This is a genomic window from Streptomyces sp. NPDC056160, assembly GCF_042268205.1.
Taxonomy (GTDB): domain Bacteria; phylum Actinomycetota; class Actinomycetes; order Streptomycetales; family Streptomycetaceae; genus Streptomyces.
In genome coordinates, this window is the sequence record NZ_JBHJUW010000070.1 from 1 (window position 1) to 24,828 (window position 24,828).

General features: G+C 74.4%; 22 protein-coding genes. 8 read left to right on the forward strand and 14 right to left on the reverse strand.

Going from position 1 to position 24,828, the window contains the following annotated elements; all coding sequences use genetic code 11:
* Positions 1–30: 30 nt before the first annotated feature.
* The 3 genes from ACFC02_RS24430 to ACFC02_RS24440 all read right to left on the reverse strand — a co-directional run bounded on the left by ACFC02_RS24430 (position 31) and on the right by ACFC02_RS24440 (position 2,737).
* Entirely contained in the window at positions 31–1,011 is a 981-nt protein-coding gene (locus ACFC02_RS24430) for a trypsin-like serine peptidase (RefSeq protein WP_376361091.1), read from the reverse strand.
* A gap of 114 nt (positions 1,012–1,125) precedes the next feature.
* The gene (locus ACFC02_RS24435) at positions 1,126–1,890 is read right to left on the reverse strand and encodes a glucose 1-dehydrogenase (RefSeq protein WP_376361094.1); all 765 of its coding nucleotides are present in this window, start codon (positions 1,888–1,890) and stop codon (positions 1,126–1,128) included.
* A gap of 61 nt (positions 1,891–1,951) precedes the next feature.
* The gene (locus ACFC02_RS24440; protein ID WP_376361097.1) at positions 1,952–2,737 is read right to left on the reverse strand and encodes an SDR family NAD(P)-dependent oxidoreductase; all 786 of its coding nucleotides are present in this window, start codon (positions 2,735–2,737) and stop codon (positions 1,952–1,954) included.
* A gap of 163 nt (positions 2,738–2,900) precedes the next feature.
* On the opposite strand from ACFC02_RS24440, the gene ACFC02_RS24445 reads away from it, so the two are divergent.
* Positions 2,901–3,560: a TetR/AcrR family transcriptional regulator gene (locus tag ACFC02_RS24445; protein WP_376361100.1), complete on the forward strand. Its 660-nt coding sequence runs from the start codon at positions 2,901–2,903 to the stop codon at positions 3,558–3,560.
* A 231-nt stretch (positions 3,561–3,791) separates the two neighbouring features.
* On the opposite strand, the gene ACFC02_RS24450 is transcribed toward ACFC02_RS24445, so the two are convergent.
* The 4 genes from ACFC02_RS24450 to ACFC02_RS24465 all read right to left on the reverse strand — a co-directional run bounded on the left by ACFC02_RS24450 (position 3,792) and on the right by ACFC02_RS24465 (position 7,576).
* The gene (locus tag ACFC02_RS24450) at positions 3,792–5,129 is read right to left on the reverse strand and encodes a dicarboxylate/amino acid:cation symporter (protein ID WP_376361103.1); all 1,338 of its coding nucleotides are present in this window, start codon (positions 5,127–5,129) and stop codon (positions 3,792–3,794) included.
* A gap of 109 nt (positions 5,130–5,238) precedes the next feature.
* On the reverse strand, positions 5,239–5,367 hold the full coding sequence (locus ACFC02_RS24455; protein ID WP_360961219.1) for a hypothetical protein: 129 nt from the start codon (positions 5,365–5,367) through the stop codon (positions 5,239–5,241).
* Positions 5,368–5,501: 134 nt separating this feature from the next.
* The gene (locus ACFC02_RS24460) at positions 5,502–6,437 is read right to left on the reverse strand and encodes a serine hydrolase (protein WP_376361108.1); all 936 of its coding nucleotides are present in this window, start codon (positions 6,435–6,437) and stop codon (positions 5,502–5,504) included.
* Entirely contained in the window at positions 6,434–7,576 is a 1,143-nt protein-coding gene (locus ACFC02_RS24465) for a LysR family transcriptional regulator (RefSeq protein WP_376361111.1), read from the reverse strand. The genes ACFC02_RS24460 and ACFC02_RS24465 overlap by 4 nt, the downstream gene beginning before the upstream one ends.
* A gap of 168 nt (positions 7,577–7,744) precedes the next feature.
* On the opposite strand from ACFC02_RS24465, the gene bla reads away from it, so the two are divergent.
* Both bla and ACFC02_RS24475 read left to right on the forward strand, forming a co-directional pair.
* Positions 7,745–8,701 (forward strand): class A beta-lactamase, encoded by a 957-nt coding sequence (bla, locus tag ACFC02_RS24470; protein ID WP_376361114.1) that lies wholly within the window; start codon positions 7,745–7,747, stop codon positions 8,699–8,701.
* 50 nt (positions 8,702–8,751) lie between these two features.
* The gene (locus tag ACFC02_RS24475; protein ID WP_376361117.1) at positions 8,752–9,666 is read left to right on the forward strand and encodes a GNAT family N-acetyltransferase; all 915 of its coding nucleotides are present in this window, start codon (positions 8,752–8,754) and stop codon (positions 9,664–9,666) included.
* 30 nt (positions 9,667–9,696) lie between these two features.
* Here the strand turns inward: ACFC02_RS24475 and ACFC02_RS24480 are convergent, their stop codons facing one another.
* On the reverse strand, positions 9,697–10,680 hold the full coding sequence (locus ACFC02_RS24480) for an alpha/beta fold hydrolase (protein ID WP_376361120.1): 984 nt from the start codon (positions 10,678–10,680) through the stop codon (positions 9,697–9,699).
* Positions 10,681–10,777: 97 nt separating this feature from the next.
* Between ACFC02_RS24480 and ACFC02_RS24485 the strand changes: the two genes are divergently transcribed.
* A complete protein-coding gene (locus tag ACFC02_RS24485; protein ID WP_376361123.1) occupies positions 10,778–11,185 on the forward strand; it encodes a winged helix-turn-helix transcriptional regulator in 408 nt (135 codons plus the stop codon).
* Positions 11,186–11,224: 39 nt separating this feature from the next.
* Here ACFC02_RS24485 and ACFC02_RS24490 read toward each other — a convergent pair whose 3' ends face one another.
* Positions 11,225–12,703 carry a glutamate-cysteine ligase family protein gene (locus ACFC02_RS24490; protein ID WP_376361126.1) on the reverse strand — a complete coding sequence of 493 codons (1,479 nt, stop codon included), beginning with the start codon at positions 12,701–12,703 and terminating at the stop codon, positions 11,225–11,227.
* 506 nt (positions 12,704–13,209) lie between these two features.
* Here ACFC02_RS24490 and ACFC02_RS24495 point away from each other — a divergent pair.
* Positions 13,210–13,968, forward strand: a complete 759-nt coding sequence (locus ACFC02_RS24495) for a response regulator transcription factor (RefSeq protein ID WP_376361129.1) — start codon at positions 13,210–13,212, stop codon at positions 13,966–13,968.
* Positions 13,958–15,070 carry a sensor histidine kinase gene (locus tag ACFC02_RS24500; RefSeq protein WP_376361131.1) on the forward strand — a complete coding sequence of 371 codons (1,113 nt, stop codon included), beginning with the start codon at positions 13,958–13,960 and terminating at the stop codon, positions 15,068–15,070. The genes ACFC02_RS24495 and ACFC02_RS24500 overlap by 11 nt, the downstream gene beginning before the upstream one ends.
* Positions 15,071–15,247: 177 nt before the next feature.
* On the opposite strand, the gene ACFC02_RS24505 is transcribed toward ACFC02_RS24500, so the two are convergent.
* The 4 genes from ACFC02_RS24505 to ACFC02_RS24520 all read right to left on the reverse strand — a co-directional run bounded on the left by ACFC02_RS24505 (position 15,248) and on the right by ACFC02_RS24520 (position 19,886).
* On the reverse strand, positions 15,248–16,027 hold the full coding sequence (locus ACFC02_RS24505) for an SDR family NAD(P)-dependent oxidoreductase (protein ID WP_376361134.1): 780 nt from the start codon (positions 16,025–16,027) through the stop codon (positions 15,248–15,250).
* Positions 16,028–16,284: 257 nt separating this feature from the next.
* Positions 16,285–16,767 (reverse strand): SRPBCC domain-containing protein, encoded by a 483-nt coding sequence (locus ACFC02_RS24510; RefSeq protein ID WP_376361137.1) that lies wholly within the window; start codon positions 16,765–16,767, stop codon positions 16,285–16,287.
* A gap of 145 nt (positions 16,768–16,912) precedes the next feature.
* Complete coding sequence (locus ACFC02_RS24515) at positions 16,913–19,054, reverse strand: SpoIIE family protein phosphatase (RefSeq protein WP_376361140.1); 2,142 nt, start codon at positions 19,052–19,054, stop codon at positions 16,913–16,915.
* Between the two features lie 253 nt (positions 19,055–19,307).
* On the reverse strand, positions 19,308–19,886 hold the full coding sequence (locus tag ACFC02_RS24520; protein WP_376361143.1) for a TetR/AcrR family transcriptional regulator: 579 nt from the start codon (positions 19,884–19,886) through the stop codon (positions 19,308–19,310).
* Between the two features lie 70 nt (positions 19,887–19,956).
* Between ACFC02_RS24520 and ACFC02_RS24525 the strand changes: the two genes are divergently transcribed.
* Together ACFC02_RS24525 and ACFC02_RS24530 are read left to right on the forward strand one after the other, a co-directional pair.
* A complete protein-coding gene (locus ACFC02_RS24525) occupies positions 19,957–20,850 on the forward strand; it encodes an NADP-dependent oxidoreductase (RefSeq protein WP_376361146.1) in 894 nt (297 codons plus the stop codon).
* A gap of 45 nt (positions 20,851–20,895) precedes the next feature.
* The gene (locus ACFC02_RS24530) at positions 20,896–21,345 is read left to right on the forward strand and encodes a DUF523 domain-containing protein (protein WP_376361150.1); all 450 of its coding nucleotides are present in this window, start codon (positions 20,896–20,898) and stop codon (positions 21,343–21,345) included.
* A gap of 410 nt (positions 21,346–21,755) precedes the next feature.
* Here the strand turns inward: ACFC02_RS24530 and lanL are convergent, their stop codons facing one another.
* Positions 21,756–24,626, reverse strand: coding sequence for a class IV lanthionine synthetase LanL (lanL, locus tag ACFC02_RS24535; RefSeq protein WP_376361153.1), 2,871 nt, complete (start codon positions 24,624–24,626; stop codon positions 21,756–21,758).
* Positions 24,627–24,828: the final 202 nt, after the last annotated feature.

The window sequence follows — 24,828 nt, forward strand, 5'->3', positions numbered from 1 at the left end:
GGCTGACGGCCTCCCGGGCGCGGGAGCGGCTCAGGACGCCGGGCCGGCCGGCGGGGCGCCGGTGATCGCGGCCCGGTAGAGCGTGCTCACGGCGGTGCCGAAGTAGGCGCTGTAGGAGACCTGCGAGGTGTTGCCGCCGGTGTGGTAGCCGCCGATCACCCCGACCACCGCCCAGCCGCCGAACCAGGGCACCAGCATCGGCCCGCCGCTCGTCCCGCCGACGAAGGCGTCGCAGGCGATGCGCGGGAACGTCCCGGGCTCCGCCGGGTCGTCACTGGCCCATGGCGTGGTCCAGCTCCAGCACTCCAGCGGCTCGGCGGCGCCCGCCGGGTAGCCGATCATCCGTACGGGCGCGTGGACGTACCCGGTCCCGGTGAGCAGCTCGACCGCGCCGACCGCGTCCTGGAGCGGGGTCCCGTCCTGGTTCGGCTCGGTGACGGCGAGGGCCACGTCGTACTCGGCCCCGGCACGGGAGCCCAGGTCGTAGTACTGCTGCGGGACGTAGACCCCGCCGACGCGGACCGGGAAGACACCGAACGGCTTCAGCCCGTCGTGGTACTGCGGCACGAAGGCCAGGTGCCGCTTCGGCGACGTGCCCGCGTAACCCTTCAGGCAGTGCCCGGCGCTGAGCACGAGCGAGCGGCCGGGGCTGCGCACCACGGAGCCGCTGCAGGTGCGTCCGGTGCCGCCGGCGTCGGTCCAGAAGAAGGTGCCCGCCTGCGGTATGCCGGTGAAGCTTCTGCTGGGCGGGATGTACTCGCCGGGGCGGGGCCCGTCCACCGCGGGCGGGGCGGCGGAGGCGGCCGGACCGGCCCCGTCGCCCTTGGCGGTGTCGCCGGGCAGGGCCGCCGCCATCCTGGCCGGGGTCCAGTAGGCGTCGAGCCCGGCCGCGACGGGGTTCGGGCCGGCCGGCCCGCCGTCGGCGAAGGCCGCCGGGGCGAGTCCGGCGCAGAGCATCAGGGCCGACGCGCAGGCGGCGGCGTAGCGGACGATCCTTGTATTGCGCACCATCAGTTCCCCTCGGAGCGGACACAAGTGACGGTTCACCCTACGGGCGGCCCGTGCCCGCGTCCGCTGTTCCGCGCAGCGGGGGGACCGGTCGGTGCGGGCCGGTCCGGTGCGCGCTCACTGGCCCATGACGTACTTCACCGTCGGCCCGGTGGTCCAGCCGCCGTCCACGGCGAGTTCGGCGCCCGTGACGTACGACGCGGCGTCCGAGAGCAGGTACACGACGGCGCTCGCGATCTCGTGCGGCTCACCGACCCGGCCCATGGGGGTGTTCGGGTACTTGCCCTCGCCGCGCTCGATGCCGACGGACGCGGTCATCGGGGTGTACGTCATCCCGGGGTGCACCGAGTTGACCCGGATCCGGGCGGTGCCCAGTTCCACCGCGCCGATCTTCGTCAGCCCCCGCACACCCCACTTGGAGGCGCCGTAGCCGGCGGTCAGGGCGAGCCCCATCAGGCCCGCCGCCGAGGAGACGTTGACGATGGAACCGCCGCCGCACTCCTTCATCGCGGGGATCACGCTCCGCATGCCGATGAAGACGCCGGTGAGGTTGACGTCGAGCACCCGGCGGAAGTGCTCGACCGACTCGGACTCCAGCAGCCGGCCGGTCGAGATGCCGGCGTTGTTGACGAGCCCGTGCAGTGCGCCGAACTCCGCCACGGCGAAGTCGGCGACCGCGCGCCAGTCCTGCTCCGAGGTGACGTCGTGCCGCAGGAAGCGGGCGTGCGGGCCGAGTTCGGCGGCGGTGGCCTCGCCCTCGCTCTGAAGTACGTCGGTGATGACCACGCGGGCGCCGGCGGCGACCGCCTGACGTGCCGCCTCGGCGCCCAGGCCGCGGGCCGCGCCGGTGACGACGACGGTCTTGCCGGTGAGGTCGTGCATGATGTGCTCCTTGGGGTGTGATCCTGGCGGGCGGGCGCCCGCGCGGACGGCCGGCGGCCCGTCAGAAGTGGGTGCCGCCGTCGATGCGGACCTCGGTGCCGGTGATGAACCGGCCGTCCTCGCTGCCGAGCATGGCGACCACGGACGCCACCGTCTCGGGGCCCGCGAAGCCCTGGCCGAGCGCCGGGGCGAGCTTCACGAACAGGCTCATGTCGGCGTCCTCGGGCAGCCCCGGGCCCGCGCTCTGCCCGCTGGCGCCGCTGCCGTCCGTCATGCCGGAGGAGATGGAACCCGGCTGCACGGCCGTGAACCGGATGCCGCGCCCCGCGTACTCGGCGGCCAGCGCGTGCGTCATGGACTGGATGCCGCCCTTGCTCGCCGCGTACGCCGCCATGTACGGGTGCGCGAACATCGCGGAGGTCGAGCTGAAGTTGACGACCGCCGCGTCCCGCCCTTCCAGCAGCGCCGGTATGCACTCGCGGATCACCAGGAAGGTGCCGACCAGGTTGACCTGGAGGACGCGGGTGAAGGCCTCCAGACTCGTCTCGTGGGTGTGCGAGGAGCGCAGGATCCCGGCCGCGTTGACCAGGACGTCCAAGCCGCCGAGTGCGGTGAGGGCCGAGGCGACCCCCTCGCGTACCGAGGTCTCGTCGGCGATGTCGACCACGAGCGTGGTGAGCCGGTCCGCGGCGGCACCGGCCTTCGCGACGGTGTCGCGCAGACCCCGCTCGCTGACGTCGGCGGCCACGACGGTGCCGCCCTCCGACAGGATGCGCAGCACGGTGGCCTGGCCGATGCCCGAGCCGCCGCCGGTGATCAGTGCGCGACGGCCTTCATAGCGGTTCATGTGCGTGTCTCCAACCCGGCCCCGGCGGTCGCCGACGGGGCCATGCGGCGCCGGTCTTCTCGCGCCCGGCGCTCCCGATGCCGTCACGGTACGCCTCGGTGACACGTTTTGCCACATCGTCGTACCGTGCCGGACATCGCTTCGGAGGCGTAGGCTTCGGCGGGTGAGCACGAAGCCGTCCGCGACCCTGACCGAGCGCCGCAAGGCCGCCACCCAGCTCGACATCGCCCATGCGGCGGCCGAACTCTTCGCCACGAGGGGCCCCGACGGCACGACGGCCGAGGAGATCGCCCGGCGGGCGGGGGTCGCGCTGCGCACCTTCTACCGGTACTTCCGCTCCAAGCAGGACGCCGTGAGTCCGCTGCTCGCCGACGGCGCCGACCGCTGGCGGTCCCTGCTGGAGGCCGCCGAGCCCGGCACCCCCCTGCCGCAGGCACTGGAGAACGCGGTCTCCCAGGCTCTCGCCACACCGGACGACGAAGCGGTGCGGGCGCTGCTGCGTACCCGCGGGCTGCTGCGCGCCGCGGCGGACGATCCGGCGCTGCGGGCGGTCTGGTACCGCGTCAACCAGGAGTCCGAGGAGCGGCTCGTCCCGGTGCTCGCCCGGCTCGTGGGGCAGGACGCCAGGTCACTCGAGGTGCGGCTGGCGGCGGCCGCCGCCACCGACGCGATCCGTATCGCGCTGGAGACCTGGGCGGGCACCGAGGCCGGCACGCAGGGTCCCGACTCACCCGCCGCCCTCGCGCTGCGCTGCCTGCACCGCCTCGTCGGCGTCATGGAGCCGTGGGGACGGCAGGAAGCCGCCGGGGCGGAGGCCCGCTGAGGCGTGCCTGCCGCGGGCGGGCCCGCAGGCGCAGGGCTCTGCCGGACGCGAAAGGCCTCGGCCCGGCTGGAAAGAGGTCGGGCCCGGCCGGAAAGGCTCAGCCCCGCCGGAAAAGACCTGAGCCCCGCCGAAGAACCTCAGCCCCGCCGAAAGACGTCGGCCCCGCCGGAAGGATCCGGCGGGGCCGAGGCGACGGGTGCCCGGGGCGGGCGGCGGGGCGGGGGCGGGGCGTCAGCCGGCCACCGGCGCGGGCTGCTGCGGCTCGCTGTAGACGCTCTCCACCTCGTCGACCGGGGAGGCCGTCGCGTTGTCGTACTTGGTGTGGTCGAGGATCTTCTCGCGGGCGGCGACGAGGACCGGGATGAGTGCCTGGCCCGCCACGTTGGTCGCGGTGCGCATCATGTCCAGGATCGGGTCGATCGCGAGCAGCAGGCCCACGCCCTCCATCGGCAGGCCGAGGGTGGACAGGGTGAGCGTCAGCATGACCGTCGCACCGGTCAGACCGGCGGTGGCCGCCGAGCCGATCACCGAGACGAAGGCGATGAGCAGGTACTCCTTGACCCCCATGTGCACGTCGAAGATCTGCGCCACGAAGATCGCGGAGATGGCCGGGTAGATCGCCGCGCAGCCGTCCATCTTGGTCGTCGCACCGAACGGCACGGCGAAGGAGGCGTAGTCCTTGGGGACGCCGAGGCGGATCGCCGACTGCTGGGTGACCGGCATGGTGCCGACCGAGGAGCGGGAGACGAACGCCAGCTGGATCGCCGGCCAGGCGCCCTTGAAGAACTGCAGCGGGTTGAGCTTGGCCACGGTGGCGAGCAGCAGCGGGTACACGCCGAACAGGACCAGGGCGCAGCCGACGTAGATGTCCACGGTGAAGGTGGCGTAGTTGCCGAGCAGGTTCCAGCCGTACTGCACGATGGCGCGGCCGATGAGGCCCGCGGAGCCGATCGGGGCGAGCAGGATCACCCACCACAGGGCCTTCTGCAGCAGTTCGAGGATGGACTCGGACAGGGTGAGGATCGGCTGGGCCTTCGGGCCGATCTTCAGGACCGCGACACCGGCGACGACCGCCATGAAGACGATCTGCAGGACGTTCAGCTCGGTGAACGGGGTGACGACGTCGGTCGGGATGATCCCGGTCAGGAAGTCGAGCCAGCTGCCCGCGTGGTCGGGCTTGGCGCCGTCGGCCGCGGTGAGGTCCGAGCCGGAGCCGGGGTTGGAGACCAGGCCGATCACGAGGCCGATCACCACCGCGATCAGCGAGGTGATCATGAACCAGAGCAGGGTGCGGCCGGCCAGCCGGGCCGCGTTGTTGACCTTGCGCAGGTTGGTGATGGACACCATGATCGCGAAGAAGACCAGCGGGGCCACGGCCAGCTTCAGCAGCTGGATGAAGATGCCGCCCACCTTGTCGAGGGTGGTGGCGAGCCAGGACACGTCGTAGGTACGGGCGACGAAGCCGAGTACCAGGCCGACGGCGAGGCCGAGCAGCACCTGGGCCCAGAAGGGGACGGGTATCCGGAAGCCGGACTTCGCGGGCTTGGGTTCAGCGGTGTTCGCGGACACGGACACACTCCAGTAGGAACGCGCGGGGCGGGACGAGCGGGGACGTACGTACAGGAAGCAGCGACCGTGAAGAAGTGTCAACGGCGCCGCCGCATCGGGAAGTTCGCGCTCAGGCGCGACAGGCCGCGGACATGCAGCGGCAGAGATCGACGTGCAGGCGCGCCACGAGCGGTACGCCCGTGACGGCGCGGCGGACGCCCGGGGAGGCGTCGGCGCGGTGCGCGGCTGCTGTCTTCATGACAGGAACGTTAACACTTGTACTTTGAGAACCTCAAAGCGAGTCTTTGATCGAAGCTGACCCGCTCGCTCCCATCGCGCCGGCCCGCTCGCTCCCATCGCGCCGGCGCCGCTCTCAGTGCCGCACCACCGCTCTCAGTGCCGCAGGGCCTCGAACGCGTCGCGTGCGGCGGTCCCGATGGCGAGGTCGATGTCCGGGGCCAGTCCGGCCCGCCGGTCGGAGCGGGTGAGGGCGGCTATCGCCACCCGGTGCCCGGAGTCGGCCTCCACCACACCGATCTCGTGCCGCAGGTGCAAGAACGTGCCGGTCTTGCCGCTCACCCGCAGCGCGTCGGCGCGCAGCTCGCTCGCGAGCCGCTGGGTGAAGAGCTGCGCCCCCATCAGCCGGCGCAGCTCCGCGGTCGCCGCGGGCCGGGAGATCTCGTCCTGCCACACGCGGTGCAGCAGGTCGACGAGCGCCGTGGCGCTCCCGGCGTTGGCGCGCGCGGGATCCAGCATCTCCAGGGTGTGCCGGCCCGAGCGCTCGTCCCGGACGGCCAGCTCCAGGGCGAGGGAGAAGTCGTTCCCGGCCGCTCCGGCGGCGCACTCGTACATCCGGTTCATCCGGTGCCGCACCCGCAGGTCGCCGCAGTCCCAGGCATGGAGCCGGGCGTCGACGTCCGCCGCCGGGACCAGGCCGAAGAGCGCGTCCGCGGCGGCGTTGTCGCTGACCGACAGCATCAGGCCCAGCAGGTCGCCGACGGCCACGGTGGCCGGGTGCCGGAACGCCGACAGCCCTGTGGGCCCGACGCTGCTGGTGGCCGGGTCGACCGTCACCGGCCGGTCGGCGTCGAGGTCACCGGCCGCGATCCGGTCCAGCACCACCAGGGCGAGCGGAACCTTGACCACCGAGGCGAGCGGCACGGGCGTCCGGGCGTCGAAGCCGAGCTGCGCGCCCGTGCCGAGGTCACGGGCGAGGAAGGAGCCGCGCATCCCGAGCGCCGCCCAGTCCGCCGCGATCGCCTCGGCGACATCGAGGAGCGCACCGTCACCGACGAAGTGCGCCGGACGGTACGCCGGGCCCGCGCTCACCCGTGCGCCGCCAGCCGCGCCACCGCGTCCTTGTCGCCGTCCCCGCCCGCGGACCGCGCCGCCGCCGGTCCGGGCGCCGCGGCACCGGTCCCGGAGGCCAGTACGGTCACCAGCCAGCGGGGCACCGGCCGCGCCGCCTGCCCCTCGCTCGCGCGCGGGGCGTACCCCCGGTGCAGCGAGGCGTCGTGCAGTGGCGCCCAGGCGACGCCGTGCAGCCGCGCGAACGGTTCGGTGCACAGCAGCCGCACCCGCCCGGCCAGCGTCTCCGCGAGCGCGGTCGCCATCGGCCCCGCCGGGCGCAGCAGGCCTTCCGGCAGTCCGGCCCGTGCCACGGCGCGGCCGAGCCGGTCCGCCGCGAACGGAACCTGGTCCTCCGCCACGGTGAGCAGCGGGAGGGCGGCCCGCGGGAGTGCGGCGCCGCGCCCCCGGCGGGGCCGCAGGTCCTCCAGGTGGACCGGGCGGGCACCGGGCGCGGGCCGGGCACCGGACGCGCGGACGTCCGGCGCTCCGGCCGGTGCAGCTGCCGGGTCCCGTGCCTCCGGCGTTTCCCCTGGTTCCGGTGCAGCCGCCGGGTCCCGTGCCTCCGGCGTTTCCCGTGGTTCCGGTGCAGCTGCCGGGTCTCGTACCTCCGACGCTTCCCGTGGTTCCGGCGCGGGCGCGCTGCCCACACCGAGCGGCACCCGCAGCGGGGCGTTCTCCGGGGCCACCCGTACCAGTGCGTACGCCAGTGATCCGTCGGCCAGACCCGCCTCCCGCCGCTCCGGCGGCAGTTCCTGCACCCCGAGCGTCACGCCGTGCTCGGCGCCCGCACGGATCACGCGCGCCAGGGCCGCGGGCCCGCAGTCGGCGGGCATCCCCACCATGCGCACGGCCGACTGCCGGGCCGAGCGCGCGGCCCGCCGCAGCCGCTCGGTCCGCTCCAGCACGTCCTGGGCGTACGGCAGCAGCAGGAACCCGAACTCCGTGGTTGCCACCTGGCGCCGCGAACGGTCGAACAGGAGACCGCCGAAGTGCTCCTCCAGCGTCTTGATGCGACGGCTGAGGAGGGGCTGGGCGATCCCGAGCCGGTCGGCGGCACGGGAGAAGCTCGCCTCGTCGACGGTCGCGACGTAGGCCTCCAGGTGTGCGAGCAGGTCCATGGCCCTTTCATATCAATAAGTAATGTGACCATCAATGTTCACTCTTGGACATGAGTGCCCTCCCGCTGATTCGCTGTTCCCTGTCGGCGGCTCCGGCGGCTCCGGCGGCCCCGGCGGCCCGGCGGCCGGCGACGGACAGCGAAACGGACGAACGGGAGATCTCTGCACATGACCAGTGACAGCCCCCTGCGGCGGCGCGGCCTGTTCAAGGCCGGCCTTGCCCTCTCCACGGCCGTGCTCGCCCCCGCCGTGACGGCCGCCCCGGCGAAGGCGGCCGCCGGGACGCCCGCGTCGGCGAAGGCCGCACCGGCCGGGGCGGCGGTCGGATCGCGTCACGTCGCGGACGAACTGCGCGTACTCGAACGAAGGTACGGTGCCCGGCTCGGCGTCCAGGCCCGCAACGCCCGCACCGGGCAGACCCTCTCCTACCGGGCGGGGGAGCGGTTCGCGATGTGCTCGACGTTCAAGGTCTTCGCCGCCGCGGCCGTCCTGCGCGACCACGACCGCTGCGCGCCGCTGGACAAGGTCGTGCACTACCCCCCGACGGACATCCTGCCGAACTCCCCGATCACCGAGCAGCACGTCGGCAGCGGCATGACCGTGGGCGAGCTGTGCGCGGCGGCGATCCAGTACAGCGACAACGCGGCGGGCAACCTGCTGCTGCGCGAGCTGGGCGGACCGGCCGGCCTCACCCGCTTCTTCCGCTCCCTCGACGACCGGGTGAGCCGCCTCGACCGCTGGGAGACCGATCTGAACACCGCGGTTCCGGGCGACCCGCGCGACACGACCACGCCCGGGGCCCTCGCGGCGAGCCTGGAGCGGCTGACCCTGGGACGGGCGCTGACCGGCGGTGACCGTGAACAGCTCATCACCTGGCTGAAGGGCAACACCACCAGCGCCGAACGCTTCCGCAAGGGGCTGCCGGAGGGCTGGGTCGTCGCCGACAAGACGGGCACCGGGGACTACGCGTCCGCCAACGACATCGGCGTCGCCTGGACGACCCGCGGCACCCCCGTCGTGCTGACGGTCCTCACCTCGAAGTCCGCGAAGGACGCGGCGGTGGACAACGCCCTCGTCGCCGAGGCGGCCGGTGTCGTCGCGCGCACCCTCGCTCCGGGCGAGTGACGGGACCCGCTCCACCGGTCCCGCGTCCATCCGCTGACCAGAGTCAGAGGATGGACGCGGGACAGATCGAGCGGGTGCGGCGCTTCAACCGCACGGTGACCGGACGCGTGGGCGTGCTCCACGACCACTACCTGGGGCGCGACCGCCCGGTCGGCGAGGCCAGACTGCTCTGGGAGATCGGCGAGCAGGGCCAGGACGTACGACGGCTGCGCGAGCGCCTGGGGCTCGACTCCGGTTACGTCAGCCGGCACCTGCGCTCCCTGGAGGCCGACGGGCTGGTGACCGTGGAGCCGCCGCCCCGCGACCGGCGGGTGCGCACCGTCCGGCTCACCGGCGCGGGCCGGGCCGAGCGCGCCCTGCTCGACGCCCGCAGCGACGACCTGGCCGGCTCGCTCCTCGCCCCGCTCAACGACACCCAGCGCGCCCGACTGGTCGCCGCGATGGCCGAGGTCGAGCGGCTGCTGACCGCGGCGACCGTCGCGCTGGACACGGTCGCCCCCGACCACCCCGACGCCCAGTACTGCCTGCGGTCCTACTTCACCGGGTTGCAGGAGCGCTTCGACACCGGCTTCGACCCGGCGCGGAGCCTGCTGCCCGACGCGGGCGAACTCCTGCCGCCCCGGGGCCTGTTCCTCGTCGCCCGGCTGCACGGCGAACCCGTCGGCTGCGCGGGCCTGAAACTGCCGCCCGGCGCCCCGGCGGAGACCAAACGCATGTGGGTCGCCCCGCAGGCCCGCGGGCTCGGCCTCGGCCGCCGCTTCCTGGCCGAGCTGGAGGCGCGGGCCGCCCGGCACGGATGCGACCTGCTCCGCCTGGACACCAACAAGGCGCTGATCGCCGCGCGGTCGCTGTACCACTCCTGCGGCTTCGAGGAGGTGGCCGCCTTCGACGACGAGCCGTACGCCCACCACTGGTTCGAGAAGCGGATCACCGCGCCGGCATCCGGCGGCCCCGGCACCGGCTGACGAGGGGCGCGGCCGGCCGGGGCGGCGCGCTCAGCGGTCGGCGGGGAGGAAGGGCAGCAGCAGCTCCAGCAGGGCGGCGGGACGGTCGAGCGGGATGATGTGGCCGCAGTCCTCCAGGACGTGCCCGGTCAGCCGGTCGGCGTGGGGTCGCAGCTGGTGTTCTAGCGCGCGGCCCACCGGGTGGGCGCCGATCGTGAGGGCGGGCACCGTCAGCCGGGCCGCGGCCACGGCCGCGCGGATCTGCCGGTCGCTCTCCGGCAGCGCCCGGTAGGGGCCGAGCGCCCCGCGCAGTGCCCCCGGCCTCGCGTAGGCGGCGACGATCGCCTCACGGACGTCCTTCCGCACGCCGCGCCCGAGCGTGCCGCGATCGAGGAACCACTCCACGTACGGCGCCTCGTTCCCGGAAAGGACGCGCTCCGCGAACCCCGCTTCACCATGGAAGCCGAACCACCAGGGCGGACCGCCGGCCAGGAAGTCCCCGGCACCGGGCAGGCTTCCCAGCAACGACTCCATCAGCACCAGTCGCCGCACCAGGCCGGGCCGGCGCATGGCCAGCAGGAAGGCGGGCGGTGTGCCGGCGTCGATGCCCACCACCGCCGCCGAGGTCACGCCGAGGGCCGTCAGCAGGCTCTCGGCGTCGGCCGCCAGAGTGCCCGCGTCGTATCCGTCCGCCGGCCGGTCGCTGTCCCCGAAGCCGCGGAGGTCCGGGGCGATGACCCGGTACCGGCCGGCGAGTTCGGCGAGGACGTCGGTCCACAGCCGCCAGGTGTGCGGGAAGCCGTGCAGCAGCAGGACGGCCGGCCCCCGCCCGGCGAGGGCCACGTTCAACTCGACACCGCCCACCGCGACCCGGCGCACCTCGACGTCGACGGCGGTGCCCGTGGCGTCGACGGCGGCGCCTGTGACGTCGGGGCCGGTGCGTGAGGCGTCGAAGATGCTCGTCGCATCCGTCGCATCCGTCGCATCCGTCGTGTCCGCAGGGTTGATCGTGTTCGTCGTGTCCGTCGCACCCATGTGTGCTCCCTTGAGTAACCAATGGTGACAAGGGAACCGTAGGGAACTAACCTGGACCGGCCAAGACCGCACTTCTCCCTCAGGTGGTGAGTTCCAGGTGACCTCCCAGGCCACGGACGTCCCCGCCCCCGCCCCCGGGCGCGGCGACCTGTTCGACCCGCAGTGCCCCACCCGCGCCCTCCTCGACCGTATCGGGACGAAGTGGACGTCGATGGCGGTCAAGGTGCTGGCGCGGGAGCACCCCGGCGAGGTGCGCTTCGGCGAGCTGCAACGCCGGATGCCGGGGGTCTCGCAGAAGATGCTGTCGGTCACTCTGCGCAACCTGGCGTGCGACGGTCTGGTCGCGCGCCGGGTCGAGCCGTCCGTCCCGCCGGGCGTGCACTACCGGCTCACGCCGCTCGGCCTGTCCCTGGAGAGTGTGCTCGCCGCGGTCCGGACCTGGGCCGAGGAGCACATGTCCGAGGTGGACCGGGCGAGGGAGGCGAGCCTTCGGGAGGGGGCCTGAGCAGCCGACTGGCCCACGGCCCCGCGCCGGGCGCCCGGGTCAGTCCACCGGCCAGGTGTGCGCCGGAGCGTTGAGGTGCATGTAGTCGATGTACAACTGCGTCATCCGGCGCAGCGACTCATGACGGCCGGCGCGGCCGGTGGCGTCGAGGCGATGGAACATCTCCTTCTGCCACACGGCACCGTTGCGGCCGGTCACGCACCGCTGCTCGATGATGCCGAGCAGCGGCTCCCGCCAGGCCTCGTCCATCCCGGAGAGTTCCAGTCCCTCGTGGGCCATCGGCAGCAGTCGCCGCAGGACGAGTTCGGGCACCGGGACCTCGCCCGTCCCCGGCCAGTACAGCCGGGCTTCGATACCGTGCCGTGCCGCCGTGTGGAGGTTGTCCTCGGCGGCCGAGAAGGACATCCGCGACCACACCGGCCGGTCCTCCTCGACCAGGGCCCGGGTGATCCCGTAGTAGAACGCCCCGTTGGCGAGGGTGTCGGCGACGGTCGGGCCCGCGGGCAGCACACGGTTCTCCACCCGCAGGTGCGGCTTGTCCTGGGCGACGGCGTAGACCGGGCGGTTCCAGCGGTAGATGGTGCCGTTGTGCAGGGTCAGTTCGGCCAGTTCGGGGATGTCGCCGCGGTCCAGCGTCTCGGCGGGGTCCTGTTCGTCGCAGAGCGGCAGCAGCGCCGGGAAGTAGCGGAGGTTCTCCTCGAAGAGGTCGAAGACGCTGTTGATCCACCGCTCCCCGAACCAGACCCGCGGCCGCACCCCCTGCACCTTGATCTCCTGCGGGCGGGTGTCGGTGGCCTGCTCGAACAGCGGGACCCGGGTCTCGTGCCACAGTTCCCTGCCGAACAGGAACGGCGAGTTCGCCGCGAGCGCGACCTGGACCCCCGCGACCGCCTGCGCCGCGTTCCAGTAGCCGGCGAACTCCTCCGGTGAGACCTGGAGATGGAACTGGGTGCTGGTGCAGGCGGCCTCCGGGGTGATCGTGTCCGCGTACGTGCGCAGCCGGTCGACGCCGTCCACCTCGATGTGCAGATCCTCGCCCCGGGCCGCGAAGACCTGGTCGTTGAGCAACCGGTAGCGCGGGTTCTCCGAGAGCGCGGCCTGGCCCACGTCCTCCTGCCGCAGCGTGGGCAGGATGCCGACCATGATCAGGTGCGCGCCGACCGACCTGGCACGCCGGTCCGCGTGATTGAGCGCGGCCCGGATCTCGGACTCCCACGCGTCGGGGCCGCCCGCCGTCAGCGCCCGGGGCGGGATGTTGGTCTCCAGGTTGAACCGGCCCAGTTCGGTGGCCCAGGCGGGGTCCGCGATCGCCTCCAGCACGTCGACGTTGCGCATCGTCGGCTCCGCCCGGTCGTCGACGAGGTTCAGCTCGATCTCCAGCCCCACCTGGGGACGCCCAGACTCGAACCGTGACTCGCGCAGCATCTGCGCGAACGCGTCGAGACAGTCCTGCATCTTGCCGCGGTACCGGCGGCGGTCCTCGCGGGTGAAGACCGTCGCCGGGACGTCCCGTCCCATCGGCGCTCCCCGGTCGACTTCTGGCCCCCCTCGGACAGCTGTCCCCCCAGCGTCGCACCCCCGGCCCGCTCCGACCACGCGGGACGCGGGGCCGGGCGCTCCCCGGGGCTCGGGCGGCGTCCGCGTGCACGGTGGCCCACGGTGCGGTACCCGCAGGGACGGGGCGCCGTGCTCTGCGTGACGTACAGGCGGGGAGGCAGCAGTCTCGTGGTCGACGCGCCGGACAAGACACTGGACGGCGAGGTCGCCGTCGTGGGCGGCGCGTCCCGCAACCGCGGCCGGCGCATCGGCACGCCCCTGGGGCCGAGGGCTCGCGGGTGGCCGTGCACCACAACAGCGACTCCTCCCGGGCCGAGGCCGAGGCCGAGGATGTGGTCGCGCGGATCGGACTCGTGGCGGAGCAAACCTGGGAGCTCCGGGGGCGTGATCTTACGGATCGCTGACGTCCTGCCCCGCCCGTGTCCCGCCTGCTCCCCGACCGCGCCGCCGGTGCGAGACTCGCTGGTGTGAGACGCGTACTCGTCGTGGACGACGACCCGACCGTGTCCGAGGTCGTCGCCGGGTACCTCGACCGGGCCGGCTTCGCGGTCGACGTGGCCGCCGACGGCCCCGCCGCCGTGGCACGGGCCGTCACCCACCCGCCCGACCTCGTGGTCCTCGACCTCATGCTGCCCGGCATGGACGGGCTGGAGGTCTGCCGCCGCCTGCGCCGGTACGGCCCGCTCCCCGTGATCATGCTGACCGCGCGGGGCGACGAGGAGGACCGGATCCTCGGCCTGGAGGTCGGCGCCGACGACTACGTCACCAAACCCTTCAGCCCGCGCGAGCTGGTCCTGCGCGTGGCATCCGTCCTGCGCCGCGCGGGGACAGCGGCGGCGGGCCCCGGACCGGCCGGGCACGGGCCGGGCGCCGGACCGGCCGGGGACGGGCTGGGCGCCGGCCCACTCGCACTGGACCGCACCGCACGGCGCGCCACCCGCGACGGACGCGAACTCGCCCTCACCGTGAGGGAGTTCGACCTCCTGGAGTACTTCCTGCGCCATCCCGGCCGTGCGACGGGCCGGGAAGAACTCATGCGTCAGGTGTGGGGCTGGGAGTTCGGCGACCTGTCGACCGTCACCGTCCACGTGCGGCGGCTGCGCGAGAAGATCGAGGACGACCCGGCCCGCCCCCGGCTGATCAGCACGGTGTGGGGCGTGGGCTACCGCTTCGACCCCCCGGCGGCGCCCGCCGCGGACGGGGAAGGAGCCCCTGATGGCCGGTGACATGCTGCTGATCGCCCTGTACGCGGCCATCGGCGCGGCGGCGGCGGGACTGGCGGGCGCGGTGGTCCTGAGAATGCTGCGCCACCGCTCGGTCGCGCTGTCGCTGGCCGTGGTCGCGGCCGTCACCGTGACGGCGATGTTCGCGGGGACTCTGCTGGTGTCGTCGGCGATGCTGCTGTCCGACCACGACCTGTGGGTCGTCACCGTGGTGTGCGCCATGGCGGCGGTCGTCTCGCTGGCGGTGGCGCTCGTCCTCGGCCGGGGCGTCGTCAAGGGCGGCCGCGCCCTGGCCGAGGCCGCCCGCGCCCTCGGCGACGACGGCGGCTTCACCCCGCCCGCCGAGCCGCCCGTGGCCGAACTGGCCGAACTCAGCCGCGAGTTGTCGGCCACGAGCGCCCGCCTGGCGGTCTCCCGGGAGCGGGAGCGCGCGCTGGAGGCCTCGCGCCGGGAACTGGTCGCCTGGATCTCCCACGACCTGCGCACCCCGCTGGCCGGTCTGCAGGCGATGGCGGAGGCCCTGGAAGACGGTGTGGCCGACGATCCCCGCGTCTACCACGCCCGTATCCGTGCCGAGGTCGAGCGTATGAGCGGCATGGTCGGCGACCTCTTCGAACTCTCCCGCATCCAGGCCGGCGTCCTCGCCCTGGCCCGGACCCGCATCTCCGTCTACGACCTCGTCGGCGACGCCATCGCGGGTGCCGACGCGCTGGCCAGGGAGCACCGGGTACGGCTGGTGGGGGAGGGGGTCGAGCCGGTGCCGGTGGAGGTCGACGGCCGCGAGATGTCCCGTGTCCTGGCCAACCTGCTCGTCAACGCCATCCGCCGCACACCCGCGGACGGCACCGTGGCCGTCGCGGCCCGGCGGGAGGCGGACAGCGTCGTCCTGTCGGTGACCGACGGCTGCGGCGGCATCCCGCCGGAGGACCTGCCCCGCGTCTTCGACACCGGCTGGCGCGGCACCGACGCCCGCACCCCGCCGGCCGGCGCGGGCCTGGGCCTGGCCATCGTCCGCGGCATCGTGGAGGCCCACCGGGGACGGGCCACGGTCCGCAACGTGCCAGGCGGCTGCCGCTTCGAGGTCCGCCTGCCGACGGCCGGCTGAGAGGAGGCTCTCCCGGTCCCCGGTCCCCGGTCCCCGGTCCCCGGTCCCCGGTCCCCGGTCCCCGGTCCCCGGCCCCGGTCCCCGCCCTGGCTCGCGCACAGCGGTCGTCACCGGCCGGTCCGGCCGTCAGGGCGGACCTGCCCCGCCCGCCGGTCCGCCCCGCCGGAGACGCGCGGCTCAGCTGGGCCGGTAGCGTTCGGCGAGCCGGGGGCTCTGCCCGCCGAAGGCGGCGAGTTCGGCTTCGAACACCGTACGCAGCAGCCGACCGTCCTCGACGCCGGGGGCGCAGACCACCTCACCGAGTTCCAGACCGCGCAGGCCCGCGGTGACGACGTCCTCGGCGGACATCCGGGGCACGGCGCCGAGATCCATGCCCTGCCGCTCGTGGAACTCCGTAGCCACCACACCGGGGCACAGGACCTGGACCCGTACCCCCGTGCCGCTCAGCTCGGCGTGCAGCACCTGGGACATGGTGACCAGGTGGGCGAGGGCCCCGGCGTAGACCGCACGGCGCGGCATCTGGGCGGCCGGGGCGGGACCGCTGAACGCGATCATGCCGGCCACGTTCACGACCGCGCCCGCCTTACGGGCGAGCATCCCAGGGACCGCGGCGCGCGTCAGCATCGTCGGGGCCACGACCTTGACGTGCACCAGTTCGCGCGCCTTGCCGGCGGGCAGGTCCGCGAGCGGCATGTAGTGGGCCACACCGGCGTTGTTGACGAGCATCGACAGCGGCTCGTCGGCGCACAGGGCCGCGACCGTGTCCACGCCGTCGTCGGTGGACAGGTCGGCGACCACGGGACGGACCTGGACACCGGGGAACTCGGCGGCCAGTTCCTCCAGGCGGTCGGCGCGCCGGCCGACGGCGATCACGTCGTGACCGTCGCCCGCCAGACGCCGGGCGAATGCCCTGCCGATGCCCGAGGTGGCCCCGGTGACCAGTGCGAGCTTGCTCATGACGGCTCCTGTACATGGGGGGTGAGGCGGTGGACGCCTGCATGGATTCCACCCCCCAACGTGCCGCCGGGGCGCCGACCCGGCCAGTGCCCCCGTGATCCTGGTCGCGGCAGGACCAGGCAGCCCGCGTATGGCAGCCCGTGTATGGCGGCCCGCACAAGAGGCGCGCACCAGGCCGCGCGCACCAGGCCGCCCGTGCGTGGCCGCCCGTGCGAGGCAGGGGGTACCTGGCATCCGGTGACGCGTGCCGCCGCGCGCTACCGCCGGGCCCGCTCGGGAGGCTGGTGCCCCTCGACGAGCCGGGCGAGGTTCGCCAGCGCCATGCGGGTGCCCCTCTCGTTGTCGGGGGCGGGCACGGCGTCGGGGATGCCCTCGTGCACGATCAGGACGTCGGTGCCGCCGTCCGCGTCGGTGAGCGTGGTCGTCATCGTCATCGTGCCGCGCAGCGCCGGGTCCGCGGTCTCGAACTCCAGCACCTCGACCACCCGCTCGTCCGGTACGAGCCGGGCGAAGCGGCCGTGGTAGGTGTCGGTGCGCGGCGCCGACTTCCCGTCGCCCGCGGGCGTGTCGTAGGTGAGCGAGACGCGGAACCGCCCGCCCTCGCGGGCCTCGAACTCGTGCACGTGACCGCGCATGCCGGCCGGTACCCGCCAGCGCGCGATCGCCTCCGGGTCGACGAGCGCCGCGTACACCGCCGTACGAGGGGCACGCACATGGCCGGACAGACGTGTCGCATACATGGCGTCAAACATAGAGCTTCCGCTCCGGGAGCGGTCCCGGAGCGGAAGAAGGGCCGCGGCCCGCTCAGGCTCCGCGGTGCACGACGCGGCCACCGGTCACCGTGAGGCGCACACCCGCCCGTCCCCGGGCGAGCGCGGCGGACCCTCAGCCGTCGACCGCGGCGTCCGGCCGCTCCCGCGCGACGCGCCGGTGGTCCTCCGCCGCCCGGGGCTGCGGGCCGAGGGCCCGGTGCGTGGCCCGGAGCAGGAGGAGGGTGGTGTCGTCGGCCCCGGCGGGGTGGTCCAGCGTCAGCGTGCCGGCGATCTCCTCGAGCGGGGTGTCCGGCGGTCCGGCGGCGGCGAAACGGTCCACGAGGCGGGTGAGGGCCCGGTCGGGATCGGTACCGGGCAGTTCGGTGAGACCGTCGGTGTAGAGGGCGAGGACGGCCCCTTCGGGCAGACAAAGCCGCACGTGCGGGTAGGCGGCCCGCGGGTCGATGCCGAGCAGGAGCCCGCCCGGCAGGTCCAGCACCTCGACCCGGCCGTCGGGGTGGCGCAGCAGGGGGTGGGGGTGCCCGGCGCGGGCGAGGAGGAGGCGGTGGCGGCGCGGGTCGAGACGGAGGTAGACCGCACTGGCCAGGAGGTCGGTGTCGAGCGCGGTGAGCAGGCGGTTGGTGAGGCCGAGGACCCGGCGGGGATCGGCGCCGCTGGAGGCGTGGGCGCGGACCGCGGTGCGGATCTGGCCCATGAGCGCGGCGGCGGGCCCGTTGTGTCCCTGGATGTCGCCGATGACGGCGGCGGCCCGGTGGTGGCCGAGGGGGATCAGGTCGTAGAAGTCACCGCCCACGCTCATGCCCTCGGCCGCGGGCAGGTACCGGACGGCGGCCTCCAGGCCGTGGATGCGCGGCAGCCGCCGGGGCAGGAGGGCGTCCTGGAGGTCGCGGGCGAGGCCGCTGGCGTTGTCGTAGCGGCGCGCCCGCGCCAGCGCCTGGGCGATGAGCCCGGCCAGAGCGGTGAGCGTGGCCCGTTCCTCGGGGACGAAGCGGCGGGGCCGATCGTAGGACAGGACACACGCGCCGACGTCGTGTTCGGGGACGAGCAGCGGCAGGACCGCCCAGGCGCAGTCGTGGCCGAGCGCGGCGTGCCGCGGGTAGAGACGGGCCATCTCCCGGCGGCTCTCCAGGAAGAGCGGCGCCCCCGTCGCCAGGGCCCGGGTGCCGGGGGTCTCGGTGCCCGCAGGGGGGCGGTCGATGCTCCCCAGCACGTCGGGCGGGTAGCCGTGCGCGCCGATCACCCGCAGCCGGCCGTCCCCCTCCAGGGTCAGGAGCACCGCGCGGGCGGCGCCGAAGACGGGCAGCATCTCGTCGGCGACGAGGCGCACCACGTCCCGTACCCCCGTGGCGTTGGCGAGAGCGCCGACCAAGTGCAGCACGTGGTACACGCCCTCCAGACGCGCGGGTGCCTGCGGTGGGTGCGTCCGGCCGGGCTGACGGGGCGGTTGGGGCTCGGGGGCGGAGTCGGTGATGCGCACCGTGATGCCGGAGGCGTCCGGGTACAACTGGAAGCACAGCCAGCGGTCCGGGGGGCGCAGCACCGTGAACGCGGTCGGCTGCCGGCTCATCGCCGCCGCGCGGTAGCGCTCCTCGTAGACCGGGTGGTCCAGCCAGGGCAGCGCCCGCCACAGCTCCTGCCCCGTCAGCTCGTCCGCGGGGGAGTCCAGCAGCGCGGCGGCGGCCTGCGTGGCGAGGGCGACGCGGCCGTCGACGCCGAGCACGCACACCCCCTCCGGCAGGCGGGCCAGCGCCGAGCCTTCCAGGAGCTGTCCCGGGGCGGGCGGGGTGCCCGGCAGGACCAGGGGCTCCGCCGCGGGCCGGATGGGCTGCCCGGTGCCCACGGCGTGCGCGAGGACGCGGCCGAGCGCGGTGGCCGCGGCCTCCAGCCGGTCGCGCTCGCCGGCGTCCAGCCGTTGCGGGCGCGAGCCGGCCCAGTTCACGAAGAGCGCGCCGTGCGCCTGCCGGCCCGCGATGAGGGGCAGACAGGCGAACGCCAGCCGGTACGGCAGGATCAGCGCCGTGCGCGGGTAGCGGCGGGCCAGTTCCTGGGCGCCGGCCACCCACACCAGCTTGCGTTCGCGCGCAGCTTCGGCCACACCGACCGGGGCGTCCAGGCGGATCCGGCGCCAAGGACCGGCGAACTGCGGTGGCAGGCCGGCGTACACGGCGAGCACGAGGGCGTCCCCGGCCGGATCGAGCAGGTACACACCGCCGCCGTACGCGCCGAGCGCCGACACCGCTCCCGCCAGGCACACGCCCAGCTCCTCAAGACCCCGTTGGTCGTCCGCGGCGGGAGGGCCCTCCCCGTCCGGAACACCGTTCGCAGCGGAGTCATCGCACATAGGCACCACCCTGCGGCCGCCGCGGAGCCGGGGGTCCGACCGCGATCGTTCGCCAGGGACCGGGGGCCCGGCTCCCACCTTCCACTATTCCACGGAACCGGGTGTGCCCGGTCGGTTCGGCGAGGGCGGCGGGCTCGCCGTCGGGCTGAGCACGGGCGGCGGCGCGTCACGAAGGGCGGCCGGCCTCCCAGGCCGCCTCGATCATCCGGAAGATCTCGTCCACCGCGGCCTCCGGGTCGGCCGCCTCACGGGCCAGGGCGTAGGCGTCGATCGCGAACCGTGCGATCGTCCGGCAGGCCGTCGCGTCCTCGGGCAGGCCGAGATCGGCGGCGACGGCCCTGCCCAGCGAGTCCGCGTGGCGCAGCCTCATCGACTCCTCGTACTCCCGCAGGGAGGGTGAGGAGTCGATCATGCGCCAGATGGGGGCGGCACCGTCCGCCGTGCAGTGCCGCACCAGGGCCAGGACCTCGCGGCGCAGCGCGGGGACGAGCGGTTCGTCCGCCGCCCGGCCGGTGACCGCCTGGGTGAGGCGTTGCTCGAAGCCGGCGTCCTGCTCGAACACCAGGGCCTCTTTCGAGGCGAAGTGGGAGAACAGCGTGGTGACGGCCACGTCGGCCTCGGCGGCCACGTCACGGATGCCCACCGCGTCGTACCCGCGTTCCAGGAAGAGCCGCAGGGCGGTGTCCGCGATCTTCTGGCGCGTCGCGGCCTTCTTGCGCTCACGGCGTCCGGTCGGCACGGTCATGGGCTGATGCTACCAGCTGCAAAACGCTAACCGTTTTGAAAACCTAACGGTTAGTGCTACGGTCGGTCGCATGAAGAAAGTGAGCTTCGCCGAGTTCGGCGGCCCCGAAGTCCTGCACCTCATCGACGCCGAGGAGCCCCGTCCGGGCCCCGGCCGGATACGCATCGCCGTACGGGCGGCGGGCGTGAACCCCGTCGACTGGCGGCTCCGGGAAGGCCAGATCCTCGGCGCCCATCCGGTCTCGTTGCCCTCCGGGGTCGGGCAGGATGCCGCAGGCGTGGTCGAGGAGGTCGGCGAGGGCGTGGAAGGCGTCGGGGTCGGCGACCGCGTGTTCGGCGAAGGGTCGAGCACCTACGCCGAGTCCGCCGTGCTGTGGGCCTGGGCCCCGGTGCCCGAGGGCCTGACGTTCGAGGAGGCGGCCGGTTACCCCTCGGTGGTGGAGACCGCGCTGCGCATCATCGGCCAGGTCGGTGTGCGGCCCGGGCAGACGCTGCTGGTCAGTGGCGCGTCCGGGGGAGTGGGGTCGGCCGTGCTGCAGATCGCCCGTGACCGCGGCATCACGGTGATCGGCACGGCCGGCGCCGCCAACCAGGACTACCTGCGCGACCTCGGCGCGCTCGCCACGACCTACGGTGACGGCTGGGTCGAGCGGGTGCGGCGGCTCGGCCGCGTCGACGCGGCGCTCGACCTGGCCGGCTCGGGCGTCATCCGTGAACTCGTGGAGCTGACCGGGGACCCGCGGAAGGTGGTCTCCATCGCCGACCTCGGCGCGCCGGACCTCGGTGTCCGGTTCTCCGGTGTGGCCGGCAGCATGCCGGACGCGCTCGCCGAGACCGTCGACCTCATCGCGCGGGGCCGGCTCCACATCCCGGTCGAGAAGACGTACACGCTCGCCGAGGCCGCCGTCGCCCACCGCGACAGCCGGGCCGGGCACGCGCGCGGGCGCCGGGTCATCGTCGTCTGAGCACTCGCCCGCCCGGTGGTCACCGCGGTCGCTAGGGTGACGGCCATGGAAACGATCCTGGTCAGTGCGTGTCTGCGCGGGGTGCCCTGCCGGTTCGACGGGCGGCACAAGGCGTCGCCCGCGTCCCAGGAGGCGGTGGCCGGCCGGGCCGTCGTCCCCTTCTGCCCCGAGGTCGCGGGCGGCCTCACCACACCGCGCCGGCCGGCGGAGCTGGTGGGCGGCGACGGGCACGACGTGCTCGACGGCACCGCGCGGGTGGTGGAGGACACCGGGCGGGACGTGACGGAGCAGTTCGTGGCCGGGGCCCGGCGCGCGCTCGCGGCCGCCCGGCGCGGCGGCTGCACGCAGGCGCTCCTGATGCCGCGCAGCCCGTCGTGCGGACGGGGCACGGTGTACGACGGCACGTTCACCGGGAGTGCGGTGCCCGGGGACGGCGTCACGGCGGCACTGCTGGAGCGCAACGGCATCACCGTGCGGGCCGCTCCCGGCGTGTGAGGCCGCCCCCGGGCGTGCGGGCTCGGGGGCGGGGTGGGGCCGCTCCGGGCCGGGGGGCCCGGCGGCGTGCGGGCCCGGCGAACGGTGTGCGGCCGTTCCAGGCCCGGGGCCCGGCGTACGGGGCCGACGACCGGCGTACTGGCCGGCGCCGCCCGCCCCGCCGTGGCCGGCCGTCTCGCCGGCCTTCACCACCCGCGGACGCCACAGCGGCCCGTGCCGGCCGTGGCCGGACGCCACCCACAGCGTCCGGCCGTGGCCGCTACGGGCCGCCAGGTCAGTGCAGCCCTCGGGGGCCGCTCAGCAGACCGTCGTGAAGGTGGGCACCTGGGCCGCGGCCCGGGGGATGCACGGGGTGTCCTCCTCCGCGGCGATCTCCGGGGTCATGCGCTGCAGCTCGTCGAGGTCGTCGGTCATGTCCGATCTCCTTTCGTGAGGGTCCCGGACTCCCCGGTCGGGAGCGGGACGTCACACGGCCCGCGCTGTGGCGCGCGCACCGCGGTCGACGGGGCCGCCGGACGGGTGTCCGGCAGCCAGGGGCGCGGGCCGCCGTGCAGCAGCCGCAGCAGGAAGCCGACGACCCCGCCGAGCCCGGTGTGGTGACCGGTGCTCACCTCGCGCAGGGTGTCGTCGGCGGGCAGGAGGAGTCCGTGGCGCAGCGCCGTGCGGCTCAGGACCGCCTCGACGGCGTCGTGCGCGCGCCGGTGGTGACTGCTCTCGCCCGTGGCGTGCGCGAGGTCCAGCAGCAGGTGCCCGTTGCCCGCCACGCCGTGGCAGTCGGCGGGCGGCAGCAGCCAGCGGTCGGCGTGCACGGCATTGGCCGCGCCGCGCGCCGTCCGCAGGTGAGCGGGGTCGCCGGTGACCTGCCACAGCCGCAGCAGGAACGTGCCGACGCCGGACGATCCGCTGCACCAGTTGGTCAGGGGCACGGTGTCGTCGGGCCCCGCGGTCCAGCGCAGCGCGTCCCCGTCCTCGACGGCGGCCTCGGCCAACGCCTCCCCGGCCCGTACCGCGGTGGCCAGGCACCGGGCGTCCGAGGTGGCCCGGGCAGCCTCGACGAGGAACGTGCCGATGCCCGCCGCGCCGTGCGCGAACCCGTGGTGGACCACGGGCCGGGCCGCGGGCCCGTCCTCGGAGGGCACCGTCCAGCGCGGACGCGCCCGCTCGTCCGTCCCAGCTGCCGCGAGGATCCCCTCGGCGCAGCGCGCGATGCGGTCCCGGAAGCGTTCGTCGCCGGTGTGTGCGAGGAAGTACGCCTGGGTCAGGCCGGCCCCGGCCGTCCCGTGGACGACGTCCGGGACGGGACCGGTGACCGGGACCCGCAGTGCCATCTCCCGGGCGGCGGCCACGAGCGCGGGATCCGCGAGCAGCAGCCCGGCGTCCAGCAGGGCCCAGGCGGTGCCGGACCGGCCGAAGTGCAGGCCGGGCAGCACTCTCGGTTCGCGCTCGGCACGCTCGAGCGTCCAGGTGGCCACGGTGCGTACCGCCTCGCGCAGCCGCCCGTCCCCGGGCCGCGTCCGCGCCGCCCGGGTGAGTACCCCGAGCGTGCCGGCCGATCCGTAGTACACGTTGCAGGGGTCGGTGGTGGCGGCGAAACCGTCGGCGGGCCACAGCCGCTCGGGGTCGTCGGGGCGCAGCGTGTCCAGGAGGTGGCGCAGGCCGTCGCGGAGCAGGCGCTCCGCGTCCGCGCCGGGGACGGCGGCCGGGCCGTGCGGGGCGCGTACGGGCCCGGGGGCGCCCCCGCGGCGGCCGGCGCGGTCGCCGGCGAGGAAGGCCCGCGCGCGCTCCAGGGGCCAGCGGTGGCGCGGGTCGTCGTGCAGCAGGCCGAGGACGAGGGGCGTGAGGCGGCGCACGGCCGGGCTGTGCGGTGCCAGCGCGGCGAGGCGGCCCTCCAGGCGGCGCAGGGCCGCCCGCCCGGGCGGCAGATCGGCGGCCAGCAGCGGCTCCGTCCCCGTCGCCAGGAGGAAGAGCACGGCACCCAGCGAGTACAGGTCGGCCGACGGATCGGGCAGGGTACGACGGCCGGGGCCGGGAGCCAGCTGTTCCGGTGCGCCGTAGCCGAGGGTGCCGCCGCCGGGGGCGGGTGCACCGGCGCACGCGGCCAGTTCGAGGTCGATGAGGCGCAGTCGGCCGCCCCGGGCGACGAAAACGTTGTCAGGGGAGAGGTCACGCAGGACGACGCCTTGCGCGTGGACGCGGACGAGCACGTCCGTCAGCTGCCGGGCCATGTCCAGCACCGTCCGCGACGACGGAGCGCCGCCCCGCGTCCGCGCCCGCAGGTTCCACAGTCTGAGCGGGACGCCGTCCAGCTGCTCCTGCACGAGGAACACGTGGTCGTCCTCGGTGAGGAAGGCGATCTTCGCGGGGGTGAGGCCGAGCGGCGCGAGCCGGTCGAGCATCTCTCCTTCGTTGCGCAGCAGATCGCGTACGTCGGTGCCCAGCGCGGTGGCGTCGATGTGCGCCCTGCCCTGCTTGACGACGACCGGAGCGTCCGTGTGCCGGTCCGTCGCCCGGAAGACACCGCCCTTGGTGCTGAGCCGCAGGGCGGCGCGCACCACGAAGCGGTCCCCGATGACGACGGGCCCGGGGGACCGCCGCGCCTGCGCGGAGGGGGCGGCAGCCGTCTGCCCGGCGGCCGTGCGGGCCGCCTCGAAGGGGTCGGCCACCCCGGCGGGCGGCGTGTACCAGGGGTCCCGGACGTCGGGGACGCGCCTGCCCTCGGCGTTCACCAGGGTGGGCCGGTAGACACCGTTGTCACCGAGGACCGGCACCGGCCGGAACCCTCCGTACCGGTAGTGCACCAGGCTGCCCGGACGAAAGGGGCGGTCCGACAGGATCCTGGGACCCGGCAGCCCCGCCGTCGCGGTGTGCAGCTCGGCCGCCACGGTGGGAAGACGCTCAGCACTATACGGATAGACGGTGATGAATTTCCCCGCGGAAGCCCGGTCGTATTGCCGCGAAACCAATTCCCGCACGCGCTCCCCGGAAGCCGCCACCTTGAAATCGAGACCATGCCGCAGAAGGACCACGGCGACTTTCTCCAGAATTTCCGCGGCGGACAGCGGAGTGGCGGATACATGGAGTTTCCAGCCCTGGTCCGGCAGGTCCCCGTCGGCGGGCGACACCCGGCACCACAGGGCGTCGCGGGCGATCCGCCACTCCTGGCCGGCAGCGTTCCGCTCCCGCACCAAGGGCGCGAGCACCGATTCGGGGTCGAAGGGGCGAACCGTGCGGTCTGCTCGTGGTGAGCCTTCCGCGACCCGGTCCAGGCTTCCCGACGTCACCCTGCGGCCTCCGAGGTCATCGTTTCCGACGTGTCGCGCGCTGCTGCGATCATCACCGTCCCGCGGTGCCGGGAAACCTTGTCCCCATGTAAAGAAAAGGCAAATCAAAGGCGCTGGATCTGCCTTGTAGCGGAAATGGCCGATGCCATCGCAATTGCCCAATTTGGTGGAGCGGCTGCCGTATTGCCGTGTCCTCCCAAGG

Coding starts and splice junctions, on each gene's coding strand:
- ACFC02_RS24430 (WP_376361091.1), bottom strand. CDS start 1,011: ATGGTGCGCAATACAAGGATCGTCCGCTACGCCGCCGCCTGCGCGTCG.
- ACFC02_RS24435 (WP_376361094.1), bottom strand. CDS start 1,890: ATGCACGACCTCACCGGCAAGACCGTCGTCGTCACCGGCGCGGCCCGC.
- ACFC02_RS24440 (WP_376361097.1), bottom strand. CDS start 2,737: ATGAACCGCTATGAAGGCCGTCGCGCACTGATCACCGGCGGCGGCTCG.
- ACFC02_RS24455 (WP_360961219.1), bottom strand. CDS start 5,367: ATGAAGACAGCAGCCGCGCACCGCGCCGACGCCTCCCCGGGCGTCCGC.
- ACFC02_RS24465 (WP_376361111.1), bottom strand. CDS start 7,576: ATGGACCTGCTCGCACACCTGGAGGCCTACGTCGCGACCGTCGACGAG.
- bla (WP_376361114.1), top strand. CDS start 7,745: ATGACCAGTGACAGCCCCCTGCGGCGGCGCGGCCTGTTCAAGGCCGGC.
- ACFC02_RS24475 (WP_376361117.1), top strand. CDS start 8,752: ATGGACGCGGGACAGATCGAGCGGGTGCGGCGCTTCAACCGCACGGTG.
- ACFC02_RS24480 (WP_376361120.1), bottom strand. CDS start 10,680: ATGGGTGCGACGGACACGACGAACACGATCAACCCTGCGGACACGACG.
- ACFC02_RS24490 (WP_376361126.1), bottom strand. CDS start 12,703: ATGGGACGGGACGTCCCGGCGACGGTCTTCACCCGCGAGGACCGCCGC.
- ACFC02_RS24500 (WP_376361131.1), top strand. CDS start 13,958: ATGGCCGGTGACATGCTGCTGATCGCCCTGTACGCGGCCATCGGCGCG.
- ACFC02_RS24505 (WP_376361134.1), bottom strand. CDS start 16,027: ATGAGCAAGCTCGCACTGGTCACCGGGGCCACCTCGGGCATCGGCAGG.
- ACFC02_RS24510 (WP_376361137.1), bottom strand. CDS start 16,767: ATGTATGCGACACGTCTGTCCGGCCATGTGCGTGCCCCTCGTACGGCG.
- ACFC02_RS24520 (WP_376361143.1), bottom strand. CDS start 19,886: ATGACCGTGCCGACCGGACGCCGTGAGCGCAAGAAGGCCGCGACGCGC.
- ACFC02_RS24525 (WP_376361146.1), top strand. CDS start 19,957: ATGAAGAAAGTGAGCTTCGCCGAGTTCGGCGGCCCCGAAGTCCTGCAC.
- ACFC02_RS24530 (WP_376361150.1), top strand. CDS start 20,896: ATGGAAACGATCCTGGTCAGTGCGTGTCTGCGCGGGGTGCCCTGCCGG.